Here is a 17432-nt window from a genome sequence, read left to right on the forward strand (position 1 = left end):
CAGGGAGAAAAACACGATGAAAACACTCTTGGCCGCAGCGGCGGCCGGCCTCGCGCTCGCGGTCTCCGCGACCGCGGCGAACGCCCAGATCTCCGACGATGTCGTCAAGATCGGCGTGCTCACCGACATGTCGAGCCTCTATGCGGACGCCACCGGCAAGGGTTCGGTCGCCGCCGTCGAGATGGCGGTCGCCGATTACGGCGGCAAGGTGAAAGGCAAGCCGGTGCAGGTGATCGCAGCCGATCACCAGAACAAGCCCGACGTCGGCGTCAACATCGCACGCAACTGGTACGACAACGACAAGGTCGACGCGATCCTCGACGTGCCGACCTCGTCGGTCGCATTGCCGATCTCGGCGCTGACGCGCGAGAAGAACAAGATCCACATCAATTCCGGCGGTGGCTCCTCCGATATCACCGGCACCGCCTGCTCGCCCAACACGGTGCACTGGACCTACGACACCTATGCTCTGTCGAACGTCGCCGGCAAGGCGATGGTCAAGCGCGGCGAGGACACCTGGTTCTTCGTCACCGCCGACTACGCCTTCGGCATGGCGCTGGAGCGCGATGCCGCCAATGTCGTCAAGGAAAGCGGCGGCAAGGTGCTGGGCGACGTGCGTCATCCGCTCAACTCGTCGGACTTCTCGTCCTTCCTGCTGCAGGCGCAGGCCTCCAAGGCCAAGGTCGTGGCGCTGGCGAACGCCGGCGGCGACACCACCAACGCGCTGAAGCAGGCTTCCGAGTTCGGCCTGACCCAGGGCGGCCAGAAGATGATCGCGCTGCTGCAGGAGATCACCGACACGCATTCGCTCGGCATCAAGGCGACCCAGGGCCTGATCGTCACCGACGCCTTCTACTGGGACATGAACGACGAGACCCGCGCTTTCTCGAAGCGCTTCAACGAGAAGGTCGGCCACATGCCGACCATGATCCAGGCCGGCCTCTACTCGGCGACCATGCATTACCTGAAGGCGATCGAGGCCATCGGCACCGACGAGGCGCCGAAGGTGATGGCCCAGATGCGCGCCACGCCGGTCAACGATTTCTTCGCCAAGAACGGCCATATCCGGATCGACGGCCGCATGGTGCACGACATGTATCTGTTCGAGGTCAAGAAGCCCGAGGAATCCAAGGGCGAGTGGGACCTCTACAAGCTGATCGCCACCGTGCCCGGCGACGAGGCGTTCCGCCCGCTCGACAAGGGCGGCTGTCCGCTGGTGAAGTCGAACTGACGGCTACGCCACACCGGATCGCATCTGGCGATGCGATCCGGCTTCTCCGCGCAAGCCGGGCGGGGCGAAAGTTCACTGCAAGCACTACGCCTGGAAGACCCGCAGCGTTGCGATCTGGAACGGACGCAGCGCCAGGCGGCACCCCCGCCCCTCGGTCGGCAGGGTCTCGATGCGGTCTTCCAGGGTGTTGCTCATCCACACCGACGCGATGTCGACGCCGAAATCGAGCGTCGCGGCGACGCGAATGCCTGCGCTCTCGTAGAGCCGCACCACCCAGCCGTCGCCATCCTCGGCGGGCTTGATCGTATCGACGATCACGTTGCCCGGGGACGCGGCCAAAAGCGAATGTCGCAACGGCGCGCGCGGTTTTCCTTTCGTCCACAGCACCGGACGCTCGAACCGCAAGGCGCGCCCGACCGTGTCCGCGCTGCGCCAGTCGCCGCGATGGGGATAGATCGCATAGCGCATCCGATGCCGCCCGATATCGGCCTGCGGATCGGGCAATTCGGAGCCGCGCAGCAGCGTCAGCGCGAGCTGGTTGCCGAACGCCGAATAGCCGTGACGGCAGTCGCTGAACAGCGACACGCCGAAATCCGGCTCGGCGATATCGGCCCAGCGATGGCCGGGCACCTCGTACTTGGCCGCATCGGCATCCGTGTTGGCATGCGTCGGCCGCTCGGTTGCGCCGAACATGGTTTCATAGGTTGCGTTGGATGCACGGCAGGCCACCGGGAACATGACCTTCAGCGCCGTCTTGCGCTCCTGCCAATCGACCGTGGTTTCGAATTCGAGATGATCGGCGCCGGCATCGAGGCGGATCACCTGCGCGAGCCGGCTCGCGCTTCCGAGCTCGCGCTCGAAACGGACCTCGCCGCGCGGTCCGCCATCCGACAGCACGGCGCAGCTCACCTCCCCTGCCGCCTCGCGCGCGGTCTCCAGCGCGAACGGATCGATATCCCATGCCTCGAAATCGAGCGGCCGGTCATCGAGCAGCAGCAGCCGCGCTGCCGGTGATGCGAAGGTCTCGCGGCCGCTCGCAACATGCAGCAGCGACCGAACAAGCCCGCTGCGATCAATGCGCGCTTCGAGCCGCGCGTTCGACAGCACGAAGCCGTCCGCATCGGCGGCGACCACAACGCGATCCTCGGTCGTCGTCGATTCGCCCGCCGCAAACGGCGCGGCGACGACGTAACGAAGCTCGCCGTCGGGGTCGGACGCGACCTCGGCACGCGCGCAGCCCAGCGTGTTGATGGGTGTCCAAGTGCCGTCTTCGGGATCGCACAGTGTCGCCAGCACGGCTTGCGTGCGACGCCCGGCATCCTCCGCCACGCCGGCGAGTTCGACCTCCGCACGTTCATAGACCTCGCGGATGCTGCTGCCGGGAATGATGTCGTGGAACTGGTTGACCAGCAGCGTGCGCCACAGCGCTTCGATCTCCTGTGCGGATGGTGCCGGTTGCCGGCAGGCAGCCGCGACAGTGGTCACGAATTCGAGTGCCTGAAGGCCGGCCTCGCAGGCGCGGTTGAGGCGCTTGGTCTCGGCTTGCGTGGTGTAGGTGCCACGATGATATTCGAGATAGAGCTCGCCTTCGATCGTCGCCAGATCCGGCGCCGATACCGCCAGGCGGTCGAAGAACTCGTCGACGGAGCGAATCTGGATCCGCGGCAGCCCCTGCAAGTCCTTTGCGCGCTGCAACGTCTCGAGCATCGTCTCGTCGGCACCGCCGCCGCCGTCGCCATAGCCGAACAGATAGAGTGCGTCGGACGACCGGTCGGCGTCCTTGTAATTGGCGGCGTGATAGCGGAGCTCCGCGACCTGCGCCGATCCGTTGTAGGTGTCCGCCGGGGGGAAATGCGCCAGCACTGTGCTGCCATCCAGTCCGCGCCAATGGAAGCTGTGATGCGGCGGTGAGGTGAACTTGTTCCACGACAGCTTCTGGGTCAGGAAGCGCGACATCCCTGCCGACTGCATCAGCTGCGGCAGCTGGGCGTCGTAACCGAACACGTCGGGATTCCAGAACACGCTGGAGCGCGCACCGAACGTCTGCTCGAAATAGCGCTGACCATAGAGGAACTGACGGCAGATCGACTCGCCCCACGGCAGATTGCAGTCCGGCTCGATCCAGCTGCCGCCGACCGGAATCCATTGGCCGGCGGCGGCCTTGGCGCGAATTCGGGCGAACAGGTCAGGGTCATTCTGCTCGATGACGGCGTACTGATAGGCCTGCGAGCAGGCGAACTTGAAATCGGGATAGCGTTCCATCAGCGCCACCGCCGTGGAGAAGCTGCGTTGCGCCTTGCGCCGGGTTTCCGCCAGCGGCCACAGCCATGCCGTGTCGAGATGGGCGTGGCCGATCGCCGACATCTCGTGGGTGATGCTGCCGTTTCGTGCCGCGAGCAGGCCGTCGAGGATCGCCCGCGCCGCCGGCCATGTCGCGCGATCGTCGGGATCGGTGATGTTGCAGATGCGGTTGAGATCGTGCAGCAGGCGCCCCGCCCAGGTCCGATCCAGCGCCGGCTGCGCCGTTTCGCCGACAGCTCCGTATGACCTCGACCTTGTCGTGGGATCGCGGTCAGCCTCGAGCTGACGCAGCACCTCGTAGTCGAAATAGAATGCCGAGGCTTCGGGATCGAAGCGGCGCAGCTCGCAGGCGACCAGCGCGTAGGCCTGCGGATCGCTCCAGAACGCGCCGAACAGGCCGTTGCAGGCCACCTCCACATGGAAGCTGACGGTCTCCCCGCCGCGGGCCGACTGAACGAGCGGCGCGATGTGGCGGCCGGGATTGAGACCCTGCGAGGAACGTCCGTTGAGCCGCAGCAGCGCTTCCGAGCGGCTGTCCCAATACAGATCCACGCGCGAGCCGGCCCAGGCCTGCGGCACCTCGGCCACGACGTGCACCCAATAAGTCGCCCATAGCGGTCCCAGCGTCTCGCCCAATGGGACCGCCCGATAATCGAGCTTGAGCGCGTCCTCGAGGCTGATCCGTTCGGTGGGACCGGCAAGCGCGAGCGAAGTGACCGGCACGCGGTCGGCATGGATCTTCTGTTGCAGCCGCTCCGCAAAGCCTTGCAACCGGCGCCGCGTGTATTGCGGGTAGCGGCCGCGAATCCGGGCTACCGCGGGATCGCCGCTCTCGCGGTCCTTGTCATTCATCAGGTTCAGCCATTTGAAGAATGATTACGTAAGCTCAATCTGTTGATGAAGATTGCAACGGGTCGCTTCGCGGACCTCACCTTTCCGATGCCTCACCTCTCCAATGCCCGGAGACGCGCTGTCCGAATTGGATTGCCTGACCTAATCCTTACATTCTTCGCGGACTTTATCCATCCGGCCAGCAAGAAGCGCGCCCGGCAGCAGCCGGACGCGCTTTTTCTTGCAGGTCGCGATATGCCTTAGTCGGTCGAGTACTTGAACTCGGGCATCGCCTTCAGCTCATCCTTGGACGCGTTGAACACGGCGTGATCCGGATACCAGGGATTCGGCTTCGACGCCGCCGCCGCCGGGGCTGCACCCGTGGTGGTGTTCGTCTTGGCGGTGCCGCCGGTGCTGTTGGACGCGCCGGTATAGGCGATCGGCTCGCTGACGAACTTCACCTTGTCGAGCGGCACGGCGACCAGATGCTCGCCGACGCCAAGGAAGCCGCCGACACCGATCACGACCGCCTTGATCGTACCGCTCTTGTCCATCAGCAGATCGTTGATCGACCCGACGCTCTCGTTCTTGTCGTTATAGACGCTGAGTCCGGCGACCTTCGACGCACGCCAGTTGCCCTTGAACTCGGTCGGCGACGTCGCTGACGTCGATGCCGCTGGAGCCGGCGACGTGGCCGCAGGAGACATCTTGTCGCCCTTGTCGGTTGGCGTCTGCGCAACGGCGACGGTCGCAAGCAGCGCGGTGCCGGCGAGGCCGGCGACGATGGATTTGACCAACATTGATGGCTCTCCTCTTCCAAAATCGATGCTGGGAAAACCCGTCATCTTCGCAACCGTTCCTAACGGACCTGCGATCAAAAGCCGCTTGGATGCCGAGGAACAGGGTGAGGACCTTTCAGCGCATGGAACGCTGCGCCGCTTGACGAAAGCGATCGTGATCTCTCAACTAAGCTTGCGGTTGAGCCTCACGACTGCGCCGGACGCGCAGTCCATGATGTGACGATGTTTGGCTCACTAAGTCGTCCCGGCGAACCGCGCTGCACAAGCCGCGCGCTCGCCCCGCGACCGCATCACCGATCGACGAGCGTCATCATGCGCGCATGTTGCCGCGCGATCAGAAGCCGCCCCAATAGGGCGGCACGCCGTAGAAGCGATGCAACTCGACTTCCTGCGAGCGATCGCCCCAATCGAAATCCTTGTCGGCACGGAACGACGGCGCGCGCTTCAGCTCCTCGTCCTCGATGTCGAGCTCATAGGCCTCGAACTTCGGGTTGTAGTGCAGCCGGCCCCAGGGCAGCGGGATCAAATTGGTTCCGATGCCCAGGAAGCCGCCGAAGCTCAACACCGCGTACGACACCTTGCCCGAGATCTTGTCGATCATCAGCCGCTCGATATGGCCGATCATGTCGCCATTGGCCCGGCGCACCGCCGTCCCCTCGACCCGGTCGCTTGCAATGAGCTGATGCGGCCTGGTCTCGACCTCGACAGCCATCTCACCCTCCCTGACCTGAAAGGGAAATAACGCGTCGCAAGGGGGACGGGTTCCGCCCTGGATATGACAGCCGCCCTTCCCTTTCTCCGGCTAACATAGCTGTCCCGGGAGGTTCTGCGCGCATTTCAGGGCGCCAGGATTGATGACAGAACGATAACTTTTCTCCCTGCCGCCGACCTGTTAACCCGGATAGCCGGGCAAGATTTCAGACACATACTGAAACAAAATTCCTGAGCCGCTTTCCCCGAATCACGGACAAAAGATCGGTATGACCCAGGCTGCGCCCAATATCCTTGTCGTCGAGGACGACCGCGAGACGCGGTCCCTTATCGCAAAATATCTCCGTACCAATTCCTGTCATGTCACGACCGCCTGCGACGGCCGCGAGATGGCCAAGGCGATGACCGACCACCGAGTGGACCTCTTGGTGCTCGACGTCATGCTGCCCGGCGAGGACGGCCTCAGCCTGTGTCGCAAGGTGCGGGCGGAATCGCAGACGCCGATCATCATGCTGACCGCGCGCGGCGAGGACGTCGACCGCATCCTCGGCCTCGAGATGGGCGCCGACGATTACCTGGCAAAGCCGTTCAACCCGCGCGAGCTGCTGGCGCGGATCAACGCGGTGCTGCGTCGGCAGGCTGCCGCGCGCAACGCCAGCGCGATCGAGGGCGCGACCACGCTGACCTTCCTCGGCTGGCGTATCGACATCCGCCTGCGCGAGTTGCGCAACCCCGAAGGCGCGCGCGTCGCCATGACCAGCGCCGAGTTCGACCTGCTGCGCACCTTCTGCGAGCGGCCCGGCCGCGTGCTGTCGCGCGACAGCCTGCTCGACCTGACCCAGGGCCGCAGCGCCGGCTCGTTCGAACGTTCGATCGACGTGCTGGTCAGCCGCATCCGCCGCAAGATCGAGCCCGATCCGCAGGAAGCCAGCATGATCAAGACGGTGCGTTCCGGCGGCTATGTGTTCACGCCGAGGGTGGAGGCGGTTGCCGCCACGAACAACTGACCATGAAGCTGCTGCGCGTGCTGAGTCTGCGGGGGATCGGCGCCCAGATGGCGGCGCTGGTCGTCGTTTCGATCGTCGCGCTGCATTTGATCATCACCGCCACCTTCCTGATCCATCGCCCTGATCGGCTGGAGCCTTCGGATCGCTGGCACACCCAGCTCGCCGCCGCCGCGCAGCTGCTCGGGCATGCCCCGGCGTCGGAGCGGCCGCGGCTCGTGGCCGACGTCGCCCGCGCCTTCCCGCAACTTGCGATCGGCGACCTGCCGGCCGATGCCGGCGCGCTCACCGAAACCGACGCGCCGAGCCTGCACGCGCTGCGCCGGCTCGGCGCCGGCTATCGCATCTTCCTGCTGCCGCGCGAGGCCGGCGGCACGCCGCATGACGGCGAAATTCGCCGCGTCGCGATCCGCCTGCCCGACGGCGCCATGTTCGCCGCCAACCTGACGCCGGATCAGCACATGCGGCCGTTCTGGGGCGGACCGTGGATGATGACGGTGCTGTTCGCCGTCATCAGCGTCACCCTGCTCGGCCTGTGGGCAGCATGGGCGCTGACCGCGCCGCTGTCGTCCTTCGTCAAGGCCGCCGAGACCTTCAGCCTGAACGGCGCCGCCGCGCCGCTGCCCGAGCGCGGTCCGGAGGAGATCCGTTCGCTGGCCCGGGCGCTGAACCGGATGCGCGAGCGCATCACCGCATTGATCGACGATCGCACCAAGATGCTGGCCGCGATCAGCCATGATCTGCGCACGCCGATCACGCGGATGCGGCTGCGCGCCGAATTCATCGAGGACGAGACCCACCGCCACCGCATGCTGCGCGACCTCGACCAGATGCGCTCGATGCTGGAATCGGTGCTGTCGTTCCTGCGCAACGACCGCAAGCTCGAGGAGATGACGCTGGTCGACATCGCGAGCACGCTGCACCTCGTCACCGATCAGTTCGCGGACATGGGACACAAGGTCAGCTACACGGGCCCGCAGCACGCGATGGCGACCGCGCGGCCGGCCGACCTGCATCGCTGCATCACCAATCTGGTTGAGAATGCCGTGCGGTTCGGCGGCGAAGTTGCCGTGCGCCTCGACGTCAAGCCCGACCGCCTCGTCGTCGACATCGAGGATGACGGGCCCGGCATCTCGGATGCGCACAAGGCGAGCGTGCTGGAGCCGTTCGTGCGCGGCGACCAGGCGCGCAATATGGATGAGGCCGAAGGCTTCGGCCTTGGCCTGTCGATCGCCAACGCCATCGTGCTCGCGCATGCCGGCACGCTGTCGCTGCACGATCGCAGGCCGCACGGGCTCGTGGTCCGGATCGAATTGCCGGCGCGGCAACAGCAATTGCGGCCGCGGCAGAAATCCGCGGCCTGATCAGCGCAAGCCGATGTGATGAGACGTCAGGCGGCGAGCGGCGTAATGAGCTCCGCTTCCTCGTAGATCGCGATGGCCTCGAAGCGGTAATTGCAGGCGCGGCAATTCCACAAGAACGAGGAACGGCCTTCGCTGTGCTCCACCCAATCGGGGCGAGCGATCGGCTTACCGCATTGCGCGCAGGGATTTTCGCGAGGCATATAGCCGGTGTCCTGACGGACCATGGCGCATCTCCCGAATGTTGTTTCTTGCGTGCTTGGACAGAGCTGCTGACTGAACGATCGCGCACCCTGTCGTGGATGAAGTCTAGACCTTCATTGATTCGTTTGCACGACAAACTGCTGTGGATAGCGTGCGGCAAAATTAGTCAGAAAAATTACAAGGAAATTGCAGGCCAAGACAATTTTTGGCTGAGACGGTTGAAGCGAACAATTTGAAGCATCATTCGCGCAATCGTCGGCCGGCCCACCGGCATCCGGACAATCACGGACGCATAACGTTCGCTGATGCGAAGGTTCTGCCACATTCCTGCCCGCTCGCCGTACCAATGAGACCGCAGAACCGACGCGCATCTGAAAGCCCCGAGCGACCGAGATGAAGACCGTACAAGCCCTTGGCTGCCTTGCGATCGCGGTGCTGGCGTCCTGCGCGAGCGCGCAGGCGCAATCGCGCGCGCAATATGAGGCGATGGTGGCGGCCGAGGCCCAGGCCAACCTCGTGCCGGAAGAGCTGGTGCATCGCGTCATCGTGCGCGAGAGCAAGTACCATCCGCAGCTGATCGGACGCGGCGGCACCATCGGGCTGATGCAGATCAAGCTCGGCACTGCACGCGGCCTCGGCTACACCGGTACCGCCGAGGGTCTGCGCGATCCCCAGACCAACCTCAAATACGGCATCAAGTACCTCGCCGGCGCCTATCGCGCCGCCAATGGCAATCACGATCGAGCCGTGCGTTACTTCGCGGGCGGGTATTACTACGCCGCAAAGCGCCAGCGCGGGGATCACCTGAAGGAAGCGAAGCATGGCGGCGCGGGTGCACCGCCGAAGGAGCTCGCCAAGTCGGAGCAAATGACAGCCGATACCGCCGAGCCGAAGCCGGAACAGGCCGAAAAATAGCGCCGATCGCGTCTGCGCGCAGCCGCACAGCGTGGCCGGCCATCCGCGACACCGCCTCTCAACGCAAATCACGCAATCATTCCGCCAGCAACCTGGTGTGAAGAGGTGCGGCACCGCAACGCGCCCGCGTCTGGCATACAAGTTGACACACAAGCCTATCCGCCTACATTAGGGGCGTTCCGAGGGGTGCTCCGAAGGAGGAGCTGAGATACCGCAAGCTTGGACTAGCCAGTAGGCAAATAGTCCGGGACCGCGGTGACCCTTTGAACCTGATCCGGGTCATGCCGGCGAAGGGACAGGGATGTATCAGACGTCAAGACCGCGGGGGGATTCCCCCGTCACCATCATCGGCGCAGGCATAGCCGGCGCCTGGCATGCGCTGTTGCTCGCAGAGGCCGGACGTGCCGTCACCCTGCATGAGCGCAGTGACGCCGCGATGACGGAATCCACAAGCCACTGGGCCGGCGGGATGCTGGCGCCCTGGTGCGAGGCGGAAGCCTCCGAGCCCGTGATCTCCCGGCTCGGCATCCGCTCGCTCGAGCTGTGGCGGCAGCACGTTCCGGAAACCCCGTTCAACGGCTCGCTGGTGGTGGCGCATCCGCGCGACCGCGCCGATTTCGAGCGCTTTGCCCGCCTTACCACCGGCCATCGCCGGCTCGACGCCGAGGGCGTTCGCGGGCTCGAGCCGTCGCTCGAGGGCCGTTTCCGTGACGCCCTGTTCTATCCCGACGAGGGCCATGTCGAGCCGCGCCGCGTGCTGCCGCGGCTGCATGCCGCGATCGCCAAGGCCGGTGGCGCCATCAAGTTCGGCAGCGACGCCGAGGCAGCCGATCTCGACGGCGTCGTGATCGACTGCCGCGGCCTTGCCGCGCGCGACCGCGAGCCGAGCTTGCGCGGCGTCAAGGGCGAGATGATCATCATCGAGACCTCCGAGGTCGAATTGGCGCGCCCGGTGCGGCTGATCCATCCGCGCTGGCCGCTTTACGTGATCCCGCGCGGCGACGGCCGCTTCATGCTGGGCGCGACCTCGATCGAGGCCGAGGATAACGGCGTCAGCGTGCGCTCGGCGCTTGAGCTCTTGGGCGCGGCCTATGTCGTGCATCCGGCGTTCGCCGAGGCCCGCATCGTCGAATTCGGCGCCGGCCTGCGCCCGGCATTCCCCGACAATCTGCCGAAAATCAGGATCGAGCAGGAACGCATCACGGTGAACGGACTCTACCGTCATGGCTTCCTGCTGGCGCCGGCGCTGGCCGAGCTGACGCTCGCCTATCTCGCGCGCGGCGAAATCGACAATGAGGTGATGCAATGCGCGTGATCGTCAACGGCGAGCAGCGGGAGATCAGTGCCGTCAGCGTCGACGCGCTGCTGGCCGAGCTCGACTACGAGGGCACGCATTTCGCGATCGCGCTGAACTACGACGTGGTGCCGAAGACTCGCTGGGCCGACACCGCGCTGAAAGCCGGCGACGAGATCGAGATCATCACGCCGCGGCAGGGAGGGTGATGTGAGTTATTTCGCAAAGTCCCTCCCCACGTCGTCCCGGCCGAGTGCGCGCTTGCGCACGGAGCCGGGACCCATAACCACGACCAGCAATTGCCGGAAAGAACGTCGCCCCGCGTGCCTCACTGAAGGGCCGCGGCGTATGGGTCCCGGCCTTCGCCGGGACGACGAGTTGAGTGCGGGGCTGAGAGCGGAGAGACACTAACACCATGGTCACCTTCTACGGCAAATCCTTCCCGTCCCGCCTGCTGATCGGCACGGCGCTGTATCCCTCGCCTGCGATCATGCAGAACGCGATCCGCGCCTCCGGCGCCAGCATCGTCACGGTGTCGCTGCGCCGCGAGGCGGCGGGCGGCAAGACCGGCGATGCGTTCTGGTCGCTGATCCGCGAGCTCGGCGTCACCGTGCTGCCGAACACCGCGGGCTGCCGCAGCGTCAAGGAGGCGGTGACCACCGCAAAGCTCGCGCGCGAATTGTTCGGCACGCCGTGGATCAAGCTCGAGGTGATCGCCGACAACGACACGCTGCAGCCCGACGTGGTCGGCCTGGTCGAGGCGGCCGGCATCCTGATCAAGGACGGTTTTGAGGTCTTCCCCTATTGCACCGAGGATTTCTCGGTCGCCTCGCGGCTGGTCGACGCTGGCTGCAAGGTGGTGATGCCGTGGGCAGCTCCAATCGGCAGCGCGAAGGGCATCACCAACCGCGACGCGCTGAAGCTGCTGCGCGACCGCCTGCCCGACATCACGCTGGTGGTCGACGCCGGCTTAGGCGCGCCGTCGCATGCCGCCGAAGCGCTCGAGCTCGGCTATGACGCCGTTCTGCTCAACACTGCGGTCGCCAAAGCTGCCGATCCCGTCGCAATGGCCAATGCCTTCCGCCTCGGCGTCGAGGCCGGCCGCACCGCTTACGAAGCCGGGCTGATGGAAGCCCGCGACTTCGCCTCCCCCTCCACCCCTGTCGTTGGGACCCCGTTCTGGCATGCCGTATCCTGACCCCTTCTATCCCGTCGTCGACAGCATCAAATGGGTCGAGCGACTGACCAAACTCGGCGTCGGCACCATCCAGCTGCGCGCCAAGGAACTCGACGATGCCGGGGCGCTGCAGATCGTCAGCGATGCGCTGGCGGTGACCAAGGGCACGCCGACCAAGCTCGTCGTCAACGACTATTGGCGCGCGGCGATCGTCGCCGGCGCCGAGCATCTGCATCTCGGCCAGGAAGACCTCACTGAGGCCGACCTCGGCGAGATTCGCAAAGCGAAATTGACGCTCGGCATCTCCACCCATGACGACGCCGAGCTCGCCACCGCGCTCGCCGCCAAGCCCGACTATGTCGCGCTCGGCCCGATCTTCTTCACCACGCTCAAATCGATGCGGTTCGAGCCGCAGGGCATTCCGAAGATCACCGAGTGGAAGAAACGGATCGGCGCGATCCCCCTTGTCGCGATCGGCGGCATCAAGTTCGAGCATGCGGCCGAGATCTTCGCCGCCGGCGCCGATTCGATCGCCGTCGTCAGTGACGTCACCCAGAACCCCGACCCCGACGCGCGGGTCAGACAATGGCTCGGCCTCAGCGCGGAGGCCGCGTGATGGCGGTCAGCACACACTGTTCATCCCGTCACCCTGAGGTGGCCGCTTCTTCAGCGGCCCTCGAAGGGCGACGGCCCGGCTCGTTCATCCTTCGAGGCTCGCTTCGCGAGCACCTCAGGATGACGAGAACCAACATCACCGCTACGCACACGAATTAAAACGGAGGATCCCTCATGAACATCCGCTCCAATCCCGACACCACCCGTCCCGCCGTCACCACCGGCGCGCTGCCCGCCTCGCGCAAGATCTTTGCGACTCCGGAGGCCGCGCCCGATCTGCGCGTGCCGCTGCGCGAGATCATGCTGTCGGAGGGCGCCGGCGAGCCGAACCTGCCGGTCTACGACACCTCGGGCCCCTACACCGATCCGAACGTCACGATCGACGTCAACGCCGGCCTGCCGCGCAATCGGCTGGCCTGGGTCAAGGAGCGCGGCGGCGTCGAGGAATATGAGGGCCGCACCATCAAGCCGGAGGACAACGGCAATGTCGGCGCCTCCCACGCCGCCAAGGCGTTCACCGCGCACCACACGCCGCTGCGCGGCCTCGACGGCCACAAGATCACGCAGCTCGAGTTCGCCCGCGCCGGCATCATCACCAAGGAGATGATCTACGTCGCCGAGCGCGAGAATCTCGGCCGCAAGGAGCAGCTCGAGCGCGCCGAGGCCGCGCTTGCCGACGGCGAAAGCTTCGGCGCCTCCGTGCCGGCCTTCATCACCCCGGAATTCGTCCGCAGCGAGATCGCGCGCGGCCGCGCCATCATTCCCTCCAACATCAACCATGCCGAGCTCGAGCCGATGATCATCGGCCGCAACTTTCTGACCAAGATCAATGCCAATATCGGCAACTCGGCGGTGACCTCGTCGGTCGAGGAAGAGGTCGACAAGATGGTGTGGGCGATCCGCTGGGGCGCCGACACCGTGATGGACCTCTCGACGGGGCGCAACATCCATACCACCCGCGAATGGATTTTGCGCAACTCGCCGGTGCCGATCGGCACCGTGCCGATCTACCAGGCGCTGGAGAAGTGCGACGGCGATCCCGTCAAGCTGACCTGGGAGCTCTACAAGGACACGCTGATCGAGCAGTGCGAACAGGGCGTCGACTATTTCACGATCCACGCCGGCGTGCGCCTCCCTTACATCCACCTCACCGCCAACCGCGTCACCGGCATCGTGTCGCGCGGTGGCTCGATCATGGCGAAGTGGTGCCTCGCGCATCACAAGGAGAGTTTTCTGTACACGCATTTCGACGAGATCTGCGATCTGATGCGCAAGTATGATGTCTCGTTCTCGCTCGGCGACGGCCTGCGTCCCGGCTCGATCGCCGACGCCAACGACCGCGCGCAGTTCGCGGAGCTCGAGACGCTCGGCGAATTGACGAAGATCGCGTGGGACAAGGGCTGCCAGGTCATGATCGAGGGCCCCGGCCACGTCCCGATGCACAAGATCAAGATCAACATGGACAAGCAGCTCAAGGAGTGCGGCGAGGCGCCGTTCTACACCCTCGGGCCGCTGACGACCGACATCGCGCCGGGCTACGACCACATCACCTCGGGCATTGGTGCCGCCATGGTCGGCTGGTTCGGCTGCGCGATGCTCTGCTACGTCACGCCGAAGGAGCATCTCGGCCTGCCCGACCGCAACGACGTCAAGACCGGCGTCATCACCTACAAGATCGCGGCCCATGCCTCTGATCTGGCCAAGGGCCACCCCGCCGCGCAGCTCCGCGACGATGCGCTCAGCCGTGCCCGGTTCGACTTCCGCTGGGAGGACCAGTTCAACCTCGGCCTCGATCCGGACACCGCGAAGAACTTCCACGACGAGACCCTGCCGAAGGAAGCCCACAAGGTCGCGCATTTCTGCTCGATGTGCGGCCCGAAATTCTGCTCGATGAAGATCACCCAGGACGTCCGCGACTACGCTGCGACGCTCAACGACCCGACGGGCGTTGGGATGTCGGTGTCAGCCACCATCGAGGACGGCATGGCGACGATGAGCGCCAAGTTCAAGGAGATGGGGTCTAGCGTGTATCTCGATGCGGACAAGGTGAAGGAGAGCAATCGGGTATTGTGAGGGCTCGCCCTCACCGCTCGTCTTGCCGGGCAACAGCGCGAAGCGCGTCTTCGCGCGAGATGACCCGCGCATCCATCGAAATACGAAGGGCCGGGTGAAAGCCCGGCCTTTTTGCGTCTGGATCATTCACTTATGATTTAGTGCGTGTGTGCGGCTTGTAGAGGGCCGGTCACGACAGCAACCGGCCCAGGGCCACACCAGGCGCTCCGCAGAACCCTTGACTTGGATCAACGAAAAATCCGCCATCTCATCGCTTGCTATGACGCTCAAAAGCGATGAAGGTTGCGTCGGGGATATTACCCCTGCCCTCAAATAGACGATTGAGCGCCAATTCCACGTTCGCCTCGCAGAGGGTCCAGCAGTCTAGTGACCATTTGATTGGAGAGTTTCATGAGAACCTTCAATGCGGTGCTATTCATACTTCTCGTTGCGCAAACGGCCTCGACACAGGCTGCGGATTTGAGCGGAGCCTGGACGATCGACGCCTCGGCTTGCAATCAGGTCTTCACCAAGGAGAACAACAAGCTCGCGTTCAAGAAGGATGCCGACCTCAACGCGGGCGGCTTGATCGTCCAGGGGAAACAAATCACCGGCACGTTTCAGAAATGTACCGTCAAATCGCTGCATGATGACGGGCAGAATGTTCGCGTGATTGCGTCGTGCTCGGACGGCGTCGCGGTTTCGGACGTGTCATTCGACATAAAACTCTCCGGCGAGAACAAGATCATACTCAGCTCCAAGGAACCGGTGCCCGTGGAGACGCCGTATGTTCGCTGCTCGATGTGATATTCGGCGGCGACGGCCTGAGAGTAGGTGGATGATCGGCTGGCGAAGGTCCGGTCGCCCGCCACAGCACCTTCGCGCGCCATCGCAATGATCGCGATAAGATGGGCTTACGCTTCAGGCCCATTAAGATCACCCGGGACGTCCGCGACTACGCCGCGACACTCAACGACAAGGAGCAGGGCATAGCGCAGACGAGCGTCAAGTTCAAGGAGATGGGTGAAAGCGTGTATCTCGATGCGGAGAAAGTGGAGGAGAGCAATCGAGTGTTGCGAGGGCTCCCGGGCACGTTCTACACGAAATGAAAATGACCGAGCATTGCCCGGTCATTCTGCCACTGAGTCATATCCTTAAGCTCTCTTACTCTCTAGTCTCTCTCAGCTTTGCATATTCCTTCAATCCGAGATGAACCTTAAAGCGATTGGCTACGTTATCCCAGCCGGCTTCGGGATCAGTATATTGAAGGCCCAAGACGATCCGCCGTAGCCGCTCCTGCGCTCGTACCCAACAACTGAAAATCTATACAAGAGAGACAACGCCTCCGATGCAGTGATCGGGTTTTTTGGTGATTTTCGCTTCGCATACTCTTCTTCAAAAAGGCCACGCTCAAATGTAATGGTGCTTATCGCTGAGCATGCCTGGAGCGCTTCGTCCCAGTAAGCCCAGTGGGGACGGATCTCATCATCAAGCTCCTGCTTCAGATAAGACGAATAATCTTCGCGAGAGCCCACAATGTCCTCATTAAGAAAGACAAGTGGCGATCCATAATTTCGTTCCTTGGCACGCTCCAGAGCTGTGTTCAGAAAGCGAATCACATCGCGCGGTCGCAAGAATGTTCGCGCCAATATATGATTCCATTTGCTTTGCGAACCTCGCATTAGGCTATCATCTGCGATGTCGGCCCAAGAAGCATTCGACGACAGTTTCGCACGAAGTCGCGTCTCTACAAGATCCAGCAGGGACTTCGGATTCCACTCCAAGTGAAACGTCAAGGTTTGGCTGATTTTGTTTTTGTCAGAAAACTGGAGTTCATCCCATAGGTCGGTTCGAAGGTACACCACGGGATTGACGGCACCATACTGTCGCTCGCCGTTTCGCTTTATATCGCGCGCCGCCAGAACAAGTCCGATTAGCATCTTGCTGCGAGCTTCGTCTAACGCTGACAATCCTTGATCAAGCTCATCGAAATGTAGGCTCAACGAGTCGAGCTTCGCATCAGTAGAGACCTTTTCAACAGCGCTAAATATTGAGTTGGCCAATGCATTAAGTTCAAGGCCAAATTGGTGATCCTGCTCAGGCCTGTTGAGGCTTACCGAACCTAGCTGGTTTCCCATAATCGAAGGCTGTAGCGAAAATTTCTCTAAGCGTAGCTTGCTCGGTCGCAATATGTCCGACAATTCCGGGTTTGTTCCGCCATAGTTATCCGTCAAAAACTGCTGCAAGGGTTTCGCATGTACACTCGCGCCACCTTTTGGATGCGCGATAACAAGGGTAGCCAGTTCGACGGCGATAAGATAGCGCCACGAAGAAACGTAGGCCTCAATGTCTGACGCGCCATGGTCCACACGACTTGCGTGGACATTCCAAGGGTACCCGCGAAGGTTCAAGGCTTTAGAAAGCGGTCGAACCTTGCCCTCCGTAAGATATCTAACGATCGCAGTTTTCCCAGTTCCCTTTCGACCAAGCACGAGAAACGCTTCGCGCTTTTCAATTCGTTGAACGGCATTCGTTGAAACGAAATAGTCGAGGACGGCGTCATCTTCTGCTGCGACATCTCCAAATGTTTCAAACTGAGTGAGGGAGAGCTTGGCCATCGATTTTCCACTTGGCAACTATAGGTGGTCGATAATGATTCTCACGATCTTATAGACCTCGCGTGCGTCAGCCGCTAGCGGGCGACACTAGTCTTAAGTAGCATCTACCCGCATGAGCGAAGCGACAGCAAATAGCCCTGATGGGTGAAGCGACATTTGGGGTAAAAATGCCTCGAACATTGCTGCGCTCATACGGACCACAAAACAACTACGGAACGCCTACGCCGACGCTCGTGCAGCCGCGGCTTGCACACCGCCACCCGCCCCCGCACCAAACTCCTGTCTCTTATACACATCTGACGCTGCCGACGACCATGG

Annotated in this window: 16 protein-coding genes, 1 pseudogene and 1 riboswitch; of the genes and pseudogenes, 12 read left to right on the forward strand and 5 right to left on the reverse strand. The window is 63.3% G+C overall.

Features of this window, described 5'->3' with window-relative positions; translation table 11 throughout:
* The first annotated feature begins 16 nt into the window (after positions 1-16).
* Positions 17-1231: an ABC transporter substrate-binding protein gene (locus tag PMN64_RS21500; protein ID WP_028342234.1), complete on the forward strand. Its 1215-nt coding sequence runs from the start codon at positions 17-19 to the stop codon at positions 1229-1231.
* Between the two features lie 84 nt (positions 1232-1315).
* Here the strand turns inward: PMN64_RS21500 and PMN64_RS21505 are convergent, their stop codons facing one another.
* Positions 1316-4384: an alpha-mannosidase gene (locus PMN64_RS21505; protein WP_411782057.1), complete on the reverse strand. Its 3069-nt coding sequence runs from the start codon at positions 4382-4384 to the stop codon at positions 1316-1318.
* 239 nt (positions 4385-4623) lie between these two features.
* Complete coding sequence (locus PMN64_RS21510) at positions 4624-5163, reverse strand: PRC-barrel domain-containing protein (protein WP_028344227.1); 540 nt, start codon at positions 5161-5163, stop codon at positions 4624-4626.
* Between PMN64_RS21510 and PMN64_RS21515 the strand changes: the two genes are divergently transcribed.
* Positions 5147-5383: a hypothetical protein gene (locus tag PMN64_RS21515; protein ID WP_411782059.1), complete on the forward strand. Its 237-nt coding sequence runs from the start codon at positions 5147-5149 to the stop codon at positions 5381-5383. The genes PMN64_RS21510 and PMN64_RS21515 overlap by 17 nt on opposite strands.
* 114 nt (positions 5384-5497) lie before the next feature.
* Here PMN64_RS21515 and PMN64_RS21520 read toward each other — a convergent pair whose 3' ends face one another.
* A complete protein-coding gene (locus PMN64_RS21520) occupies positions 5498-5875 on the reverse strand; it encodes a PRC-barrel domain-containing protein (RefSeq protein WP_028344225.1) in 378 nt (125 codons plus the stop codon).
* A gap of 268 nt (positions 5876-6143) precedes the next feature.
* On the opposite strand from PMN64_RS21520, the gene PMN64_RS21525 reads away from it, so the two are divergent.
* Both PMN64_RS21525 and PMN64_RS21530 read left to right on the forward strand, forming a co-directional pair.
* Positions 6144-6881 carry a response regulator gene (locus tag PMN64_RS21525; RefSeq protein WP_411782060.1) on the forward strand — a complete coding sequence of 246 codons (738 nt, stop codon included), beginning with the start codon at positions 6144-6146 and terminating at the stop codon, positions 6879-6881.
* Between the two features lie 2 nt (positions 6882-6883).
* Positions 6884-8242, forward strand: a complete 1359-nt coding sequence (locus PMN64_RS21530; protein WP_411782061.1) for an ATP-binding protein — start codon at positions 6884-6886, stop codon at positions 8240-8242.
* Positions 8243-8268: 26 nt separating this feature from the next.
* On the opposite strand, the gene PMN64_RS21535 is transcribed toward PMN64_RS21530, so the two are convergent.
* Positions 8269-8466 carry a hypothetical protein gene (locus PMN64_RS21535; protein ID WP_028332600.1) on the reverse strand — a complete coding sequence of 66 codons (198 nt, stop codon included), beginning with the start codon at positions 8464-8466 and terminating at the stop codon, positions 8269-8271.
* A gap of 370 nt (positions 8467-8836) precedes the next feature.
* Between PMN64_RS21535 and PMN64_RS21540 the strand changes: the two genes are divergently transcribed.
* The 8 genes and pseudogenes from PMN64_RS21540 to PMN64_RS21575 form a co-directional block, all read left to right on the forward strand.
* The gene (locus PMN64_RS21540; protein ID WP_411782062.1) at positions 8837-9358 is read left to right on the forward strand and encodes a transglycosylase SLT domain-containing protein; all 522 of its coding nucleotides are present in this window, start codon (positions 8837-8839) and stop codon (positions 9356-9358) included.
* A gap of 172 nt (positions 9359-9530) precedes the next feature.
* A riboswitch (TPP riboswitch) is annotated at positions 9531-9672 on the forward strand.
* Positions 9660-10673, forward strand: coding sequence for an FAD-dependent oxidoreductase (locus tag PMN64_RS21545; protein WP_411782063.1), 1014 nt, complete (start codon positions 9660-9662; stop codon positions 10671-10673). (Overlaps the previous riboswitch by 13 nt.)
* Positions 10664-10861: a sulfur carrier protein ThiS gene (gene thiS / locus PMN64_RS21550; RefSeq protein ID WP_411782064.1), complete on the forward strand. Its 198-nt coding sequence runs from the start codon at positions 10664-10666 to the stop codon at positions 10859-10861. The genes PMN64_RS21545 and thiS overlap by 10 nt, the downstream gene beginning before the upstream one ends.
* 206 nt (positions 10862-11067) lie before the next feature.
* Positions 11068-11850, forward strand: a complete 783-nt coding sequence (locus PMN64_RS21555) for a thiazole synthase (RefSeq protein WP_028332604.1) — start codon at positions 11068-11070, stop codon at positions 11848-11850.
* Positions 11837-12445 carry a thiamine phosphate synthase gene (gene thiE, locus PMN64_RS21560; protein WP_411782065.1) on the forward strand — a complete coding sequence of 203 codons (609 nt, stop codon included), beginning with the start codon at positions 11837-11839 and terminating at the stop codon, positions 12443-12445. The genes PMN64_RS21555 and thiE overlap by 14 nt, the downstream gene beginning before the upstream one ends.
* A gap of 173 nt (positions 12446-12618) precedes the next feature.
* The gene (thiC, locus tag PMN64_RS21565) at positions 12619-14517 is read left to right on the forward strand and encodes a phosphomethylpyrimidine synthase ThiC (RefSeq protein ID WP_411782066.1); all 1899 of its coding nucleotides are present in this window, start codon (positions 12619-12621) and stop codon (positions 14515-14517) included.
* A 390-nt stretch (positions 14518-14907) separates the two neighbouring features.
* A complete protein-coding gene (locus PMN64_RS21570; protein WP_411782067.1) occupies positions 14908-15303 on the forward strand; it encodes a hypothetical protein in 396 nt (131 codons plus the stop codon).
* Positions 15304-15407: 104 nt separating this feature from the next.
* Positions 15408-15605 (forward strand): annotated as a pseudogene (locus PMN64_RS21575) (hypothetical protein); the annotation flags it as partial.
* A gap of 120 nt (positions 15606-15725) precedes the next feature.
* Here PMN64_RS21575 and PMN64_RS21580 read toward each other — a convergent pair.
* Entirely contained in the window at positions 15726-17114 is a 1389-nt protein-coding gene (locus PMN64_RS21580) for a P-loop ATPase, Sll1717 family (RefSeq protein ID WP_411782068.1), read from the reverse strand.
* Between the last annotated feature and the right edge of the window lie 318 nt (positions 17115-17432).

The organism is Bradyrhizobium sp. UFLA01-814 (assembly GCF_046718885.1).
GTDB lineage: Bacteria > Pseudomonadota > Alphaproteobacteria > Rhizobiales > Xanthobacteraceae > Bradyrhizobium > Bradyrhizobium elkanii.

What these genes read in the sequence shown, in the direction of transcription:
- PMN64_RS21500 (WP_028342234.1), top strand. Translation starts at nt 17, where the DNA reads ATGAAAACACTCTTGGCCGCAGCGGCGGCCGGCCTCGCGCTCGCGGTC.
- PMN64_RS21505 (WP_411782057.1), bottom strand. Translation starts at nt 4,384, where the DNA reads ATGAATGACAAGGACCGCGAGAGCGGCGATCCCGCGGTAGCCCGGATT.
- PMN64_RS21515 (WP_411782059.1), top strand. Translation starts at nt 5,147, where the DNA reads ATGGATTTGACCAACATTGATGGCTCTCCTCTTCCAAAATCGATGCTG.
- PMN64_RS21510 (WP_028344227.1), bottom strand. Translation starts at nt 5,163, where the DNA reads ATGTTGGTCAAATCCATCGTCGCCGGCCTCGCCGGCACCGCGCTGCTT.
- PMN64_RS21520 (WP_028344225.1), bottom strand. Translation starts at nt 5,875, where the DNA reads ATGGCTGTCGAGGTCGAGACCAGGCCGCATCAGCTCATTGCAAGCGAC.
- PMN64_RS21525 (WP_411782060.1), top strand. Translation starts at nt 6,144, where the DNA reads ATGACCCAGGCTGCGCCCAATATCCTTGTCGTCGAGGACGACCGCGAG.
- PMN64_RS21530 (WP_411782061.1), top strand. Translation starts at nt 6,884, where the DNA reads ATGAAGCTGCTGCGCGTGCTGAGTCTGCGGGGGATCGGCGCCCAGATG.
- PMN64_RS21535 (WP_028332600.1), bottom strand. Translation starts at nt 8,466, where the DNA reads ATGGTCCGTCAGGACACCGGCTATATGCCTCGCGAAAATCCCTGCGCG.
- PMN64_RS21540 (WP_411782062.1), top strand. Translation starts at nt 8,837, where the DNA reads ATGAAGACCGTACAAGCCCTTGGCTGCCTTGCGATCGCGGTGCTGGCG.
- PMN64_RS21545 (WP_411782063.1), top strand. Translation starts at nt 9,660, where the DNA reads ATGTATCAGACGTCAAGACCGCGGGGGGATTCCCCCGTCACCATCATC.
- thiS (WP_411782064.1), top strand. Translation starts at nt 10,664, where the DNA reads ATGCGCGTGATCGTCAACGGCGAGCAGCGGGAGATCAGTGCCGTCAGC.
- PMN64_RS21555 (WP_028332604.1), top strand. Translation starts at nt 11,068, where the DNA reads ATGGTCACCTTCTACGGCAAATCCTTCCCGTCCCGCCTGCTGATCGGC.
- thiE (WP_411782065.1), top strand. Translation starts at nt 11,837, where the DNA reads ATGCCGTATCCTGACCCCTTCTATCCCGTCGTCGACAGCATCAAATGG.
- thiC (WP_411782066.1), top strand. Translation starts at nt 12,619, where the DNA reads ATGAACATCCGCTCCAATCCCGACACCACCCGTCCCGCCGTCACCACC.
- PMN64_RS21570 (WP_411782067.1), top strand. Translation starts at nt 14,908, where the DNA reads ATGAGAACCTTCAATGCGGTGCTATTCATACTTCTCGTTGCGCAAACG.
- PMN64_RS21580 (WP_411782068.1), bottom strand. Translation starts at nt 17,114, where the DNA reads ATGGCCAAGCTCTCCCTCACTCAGTTTGAAACATTTGGAGATGTCGCA.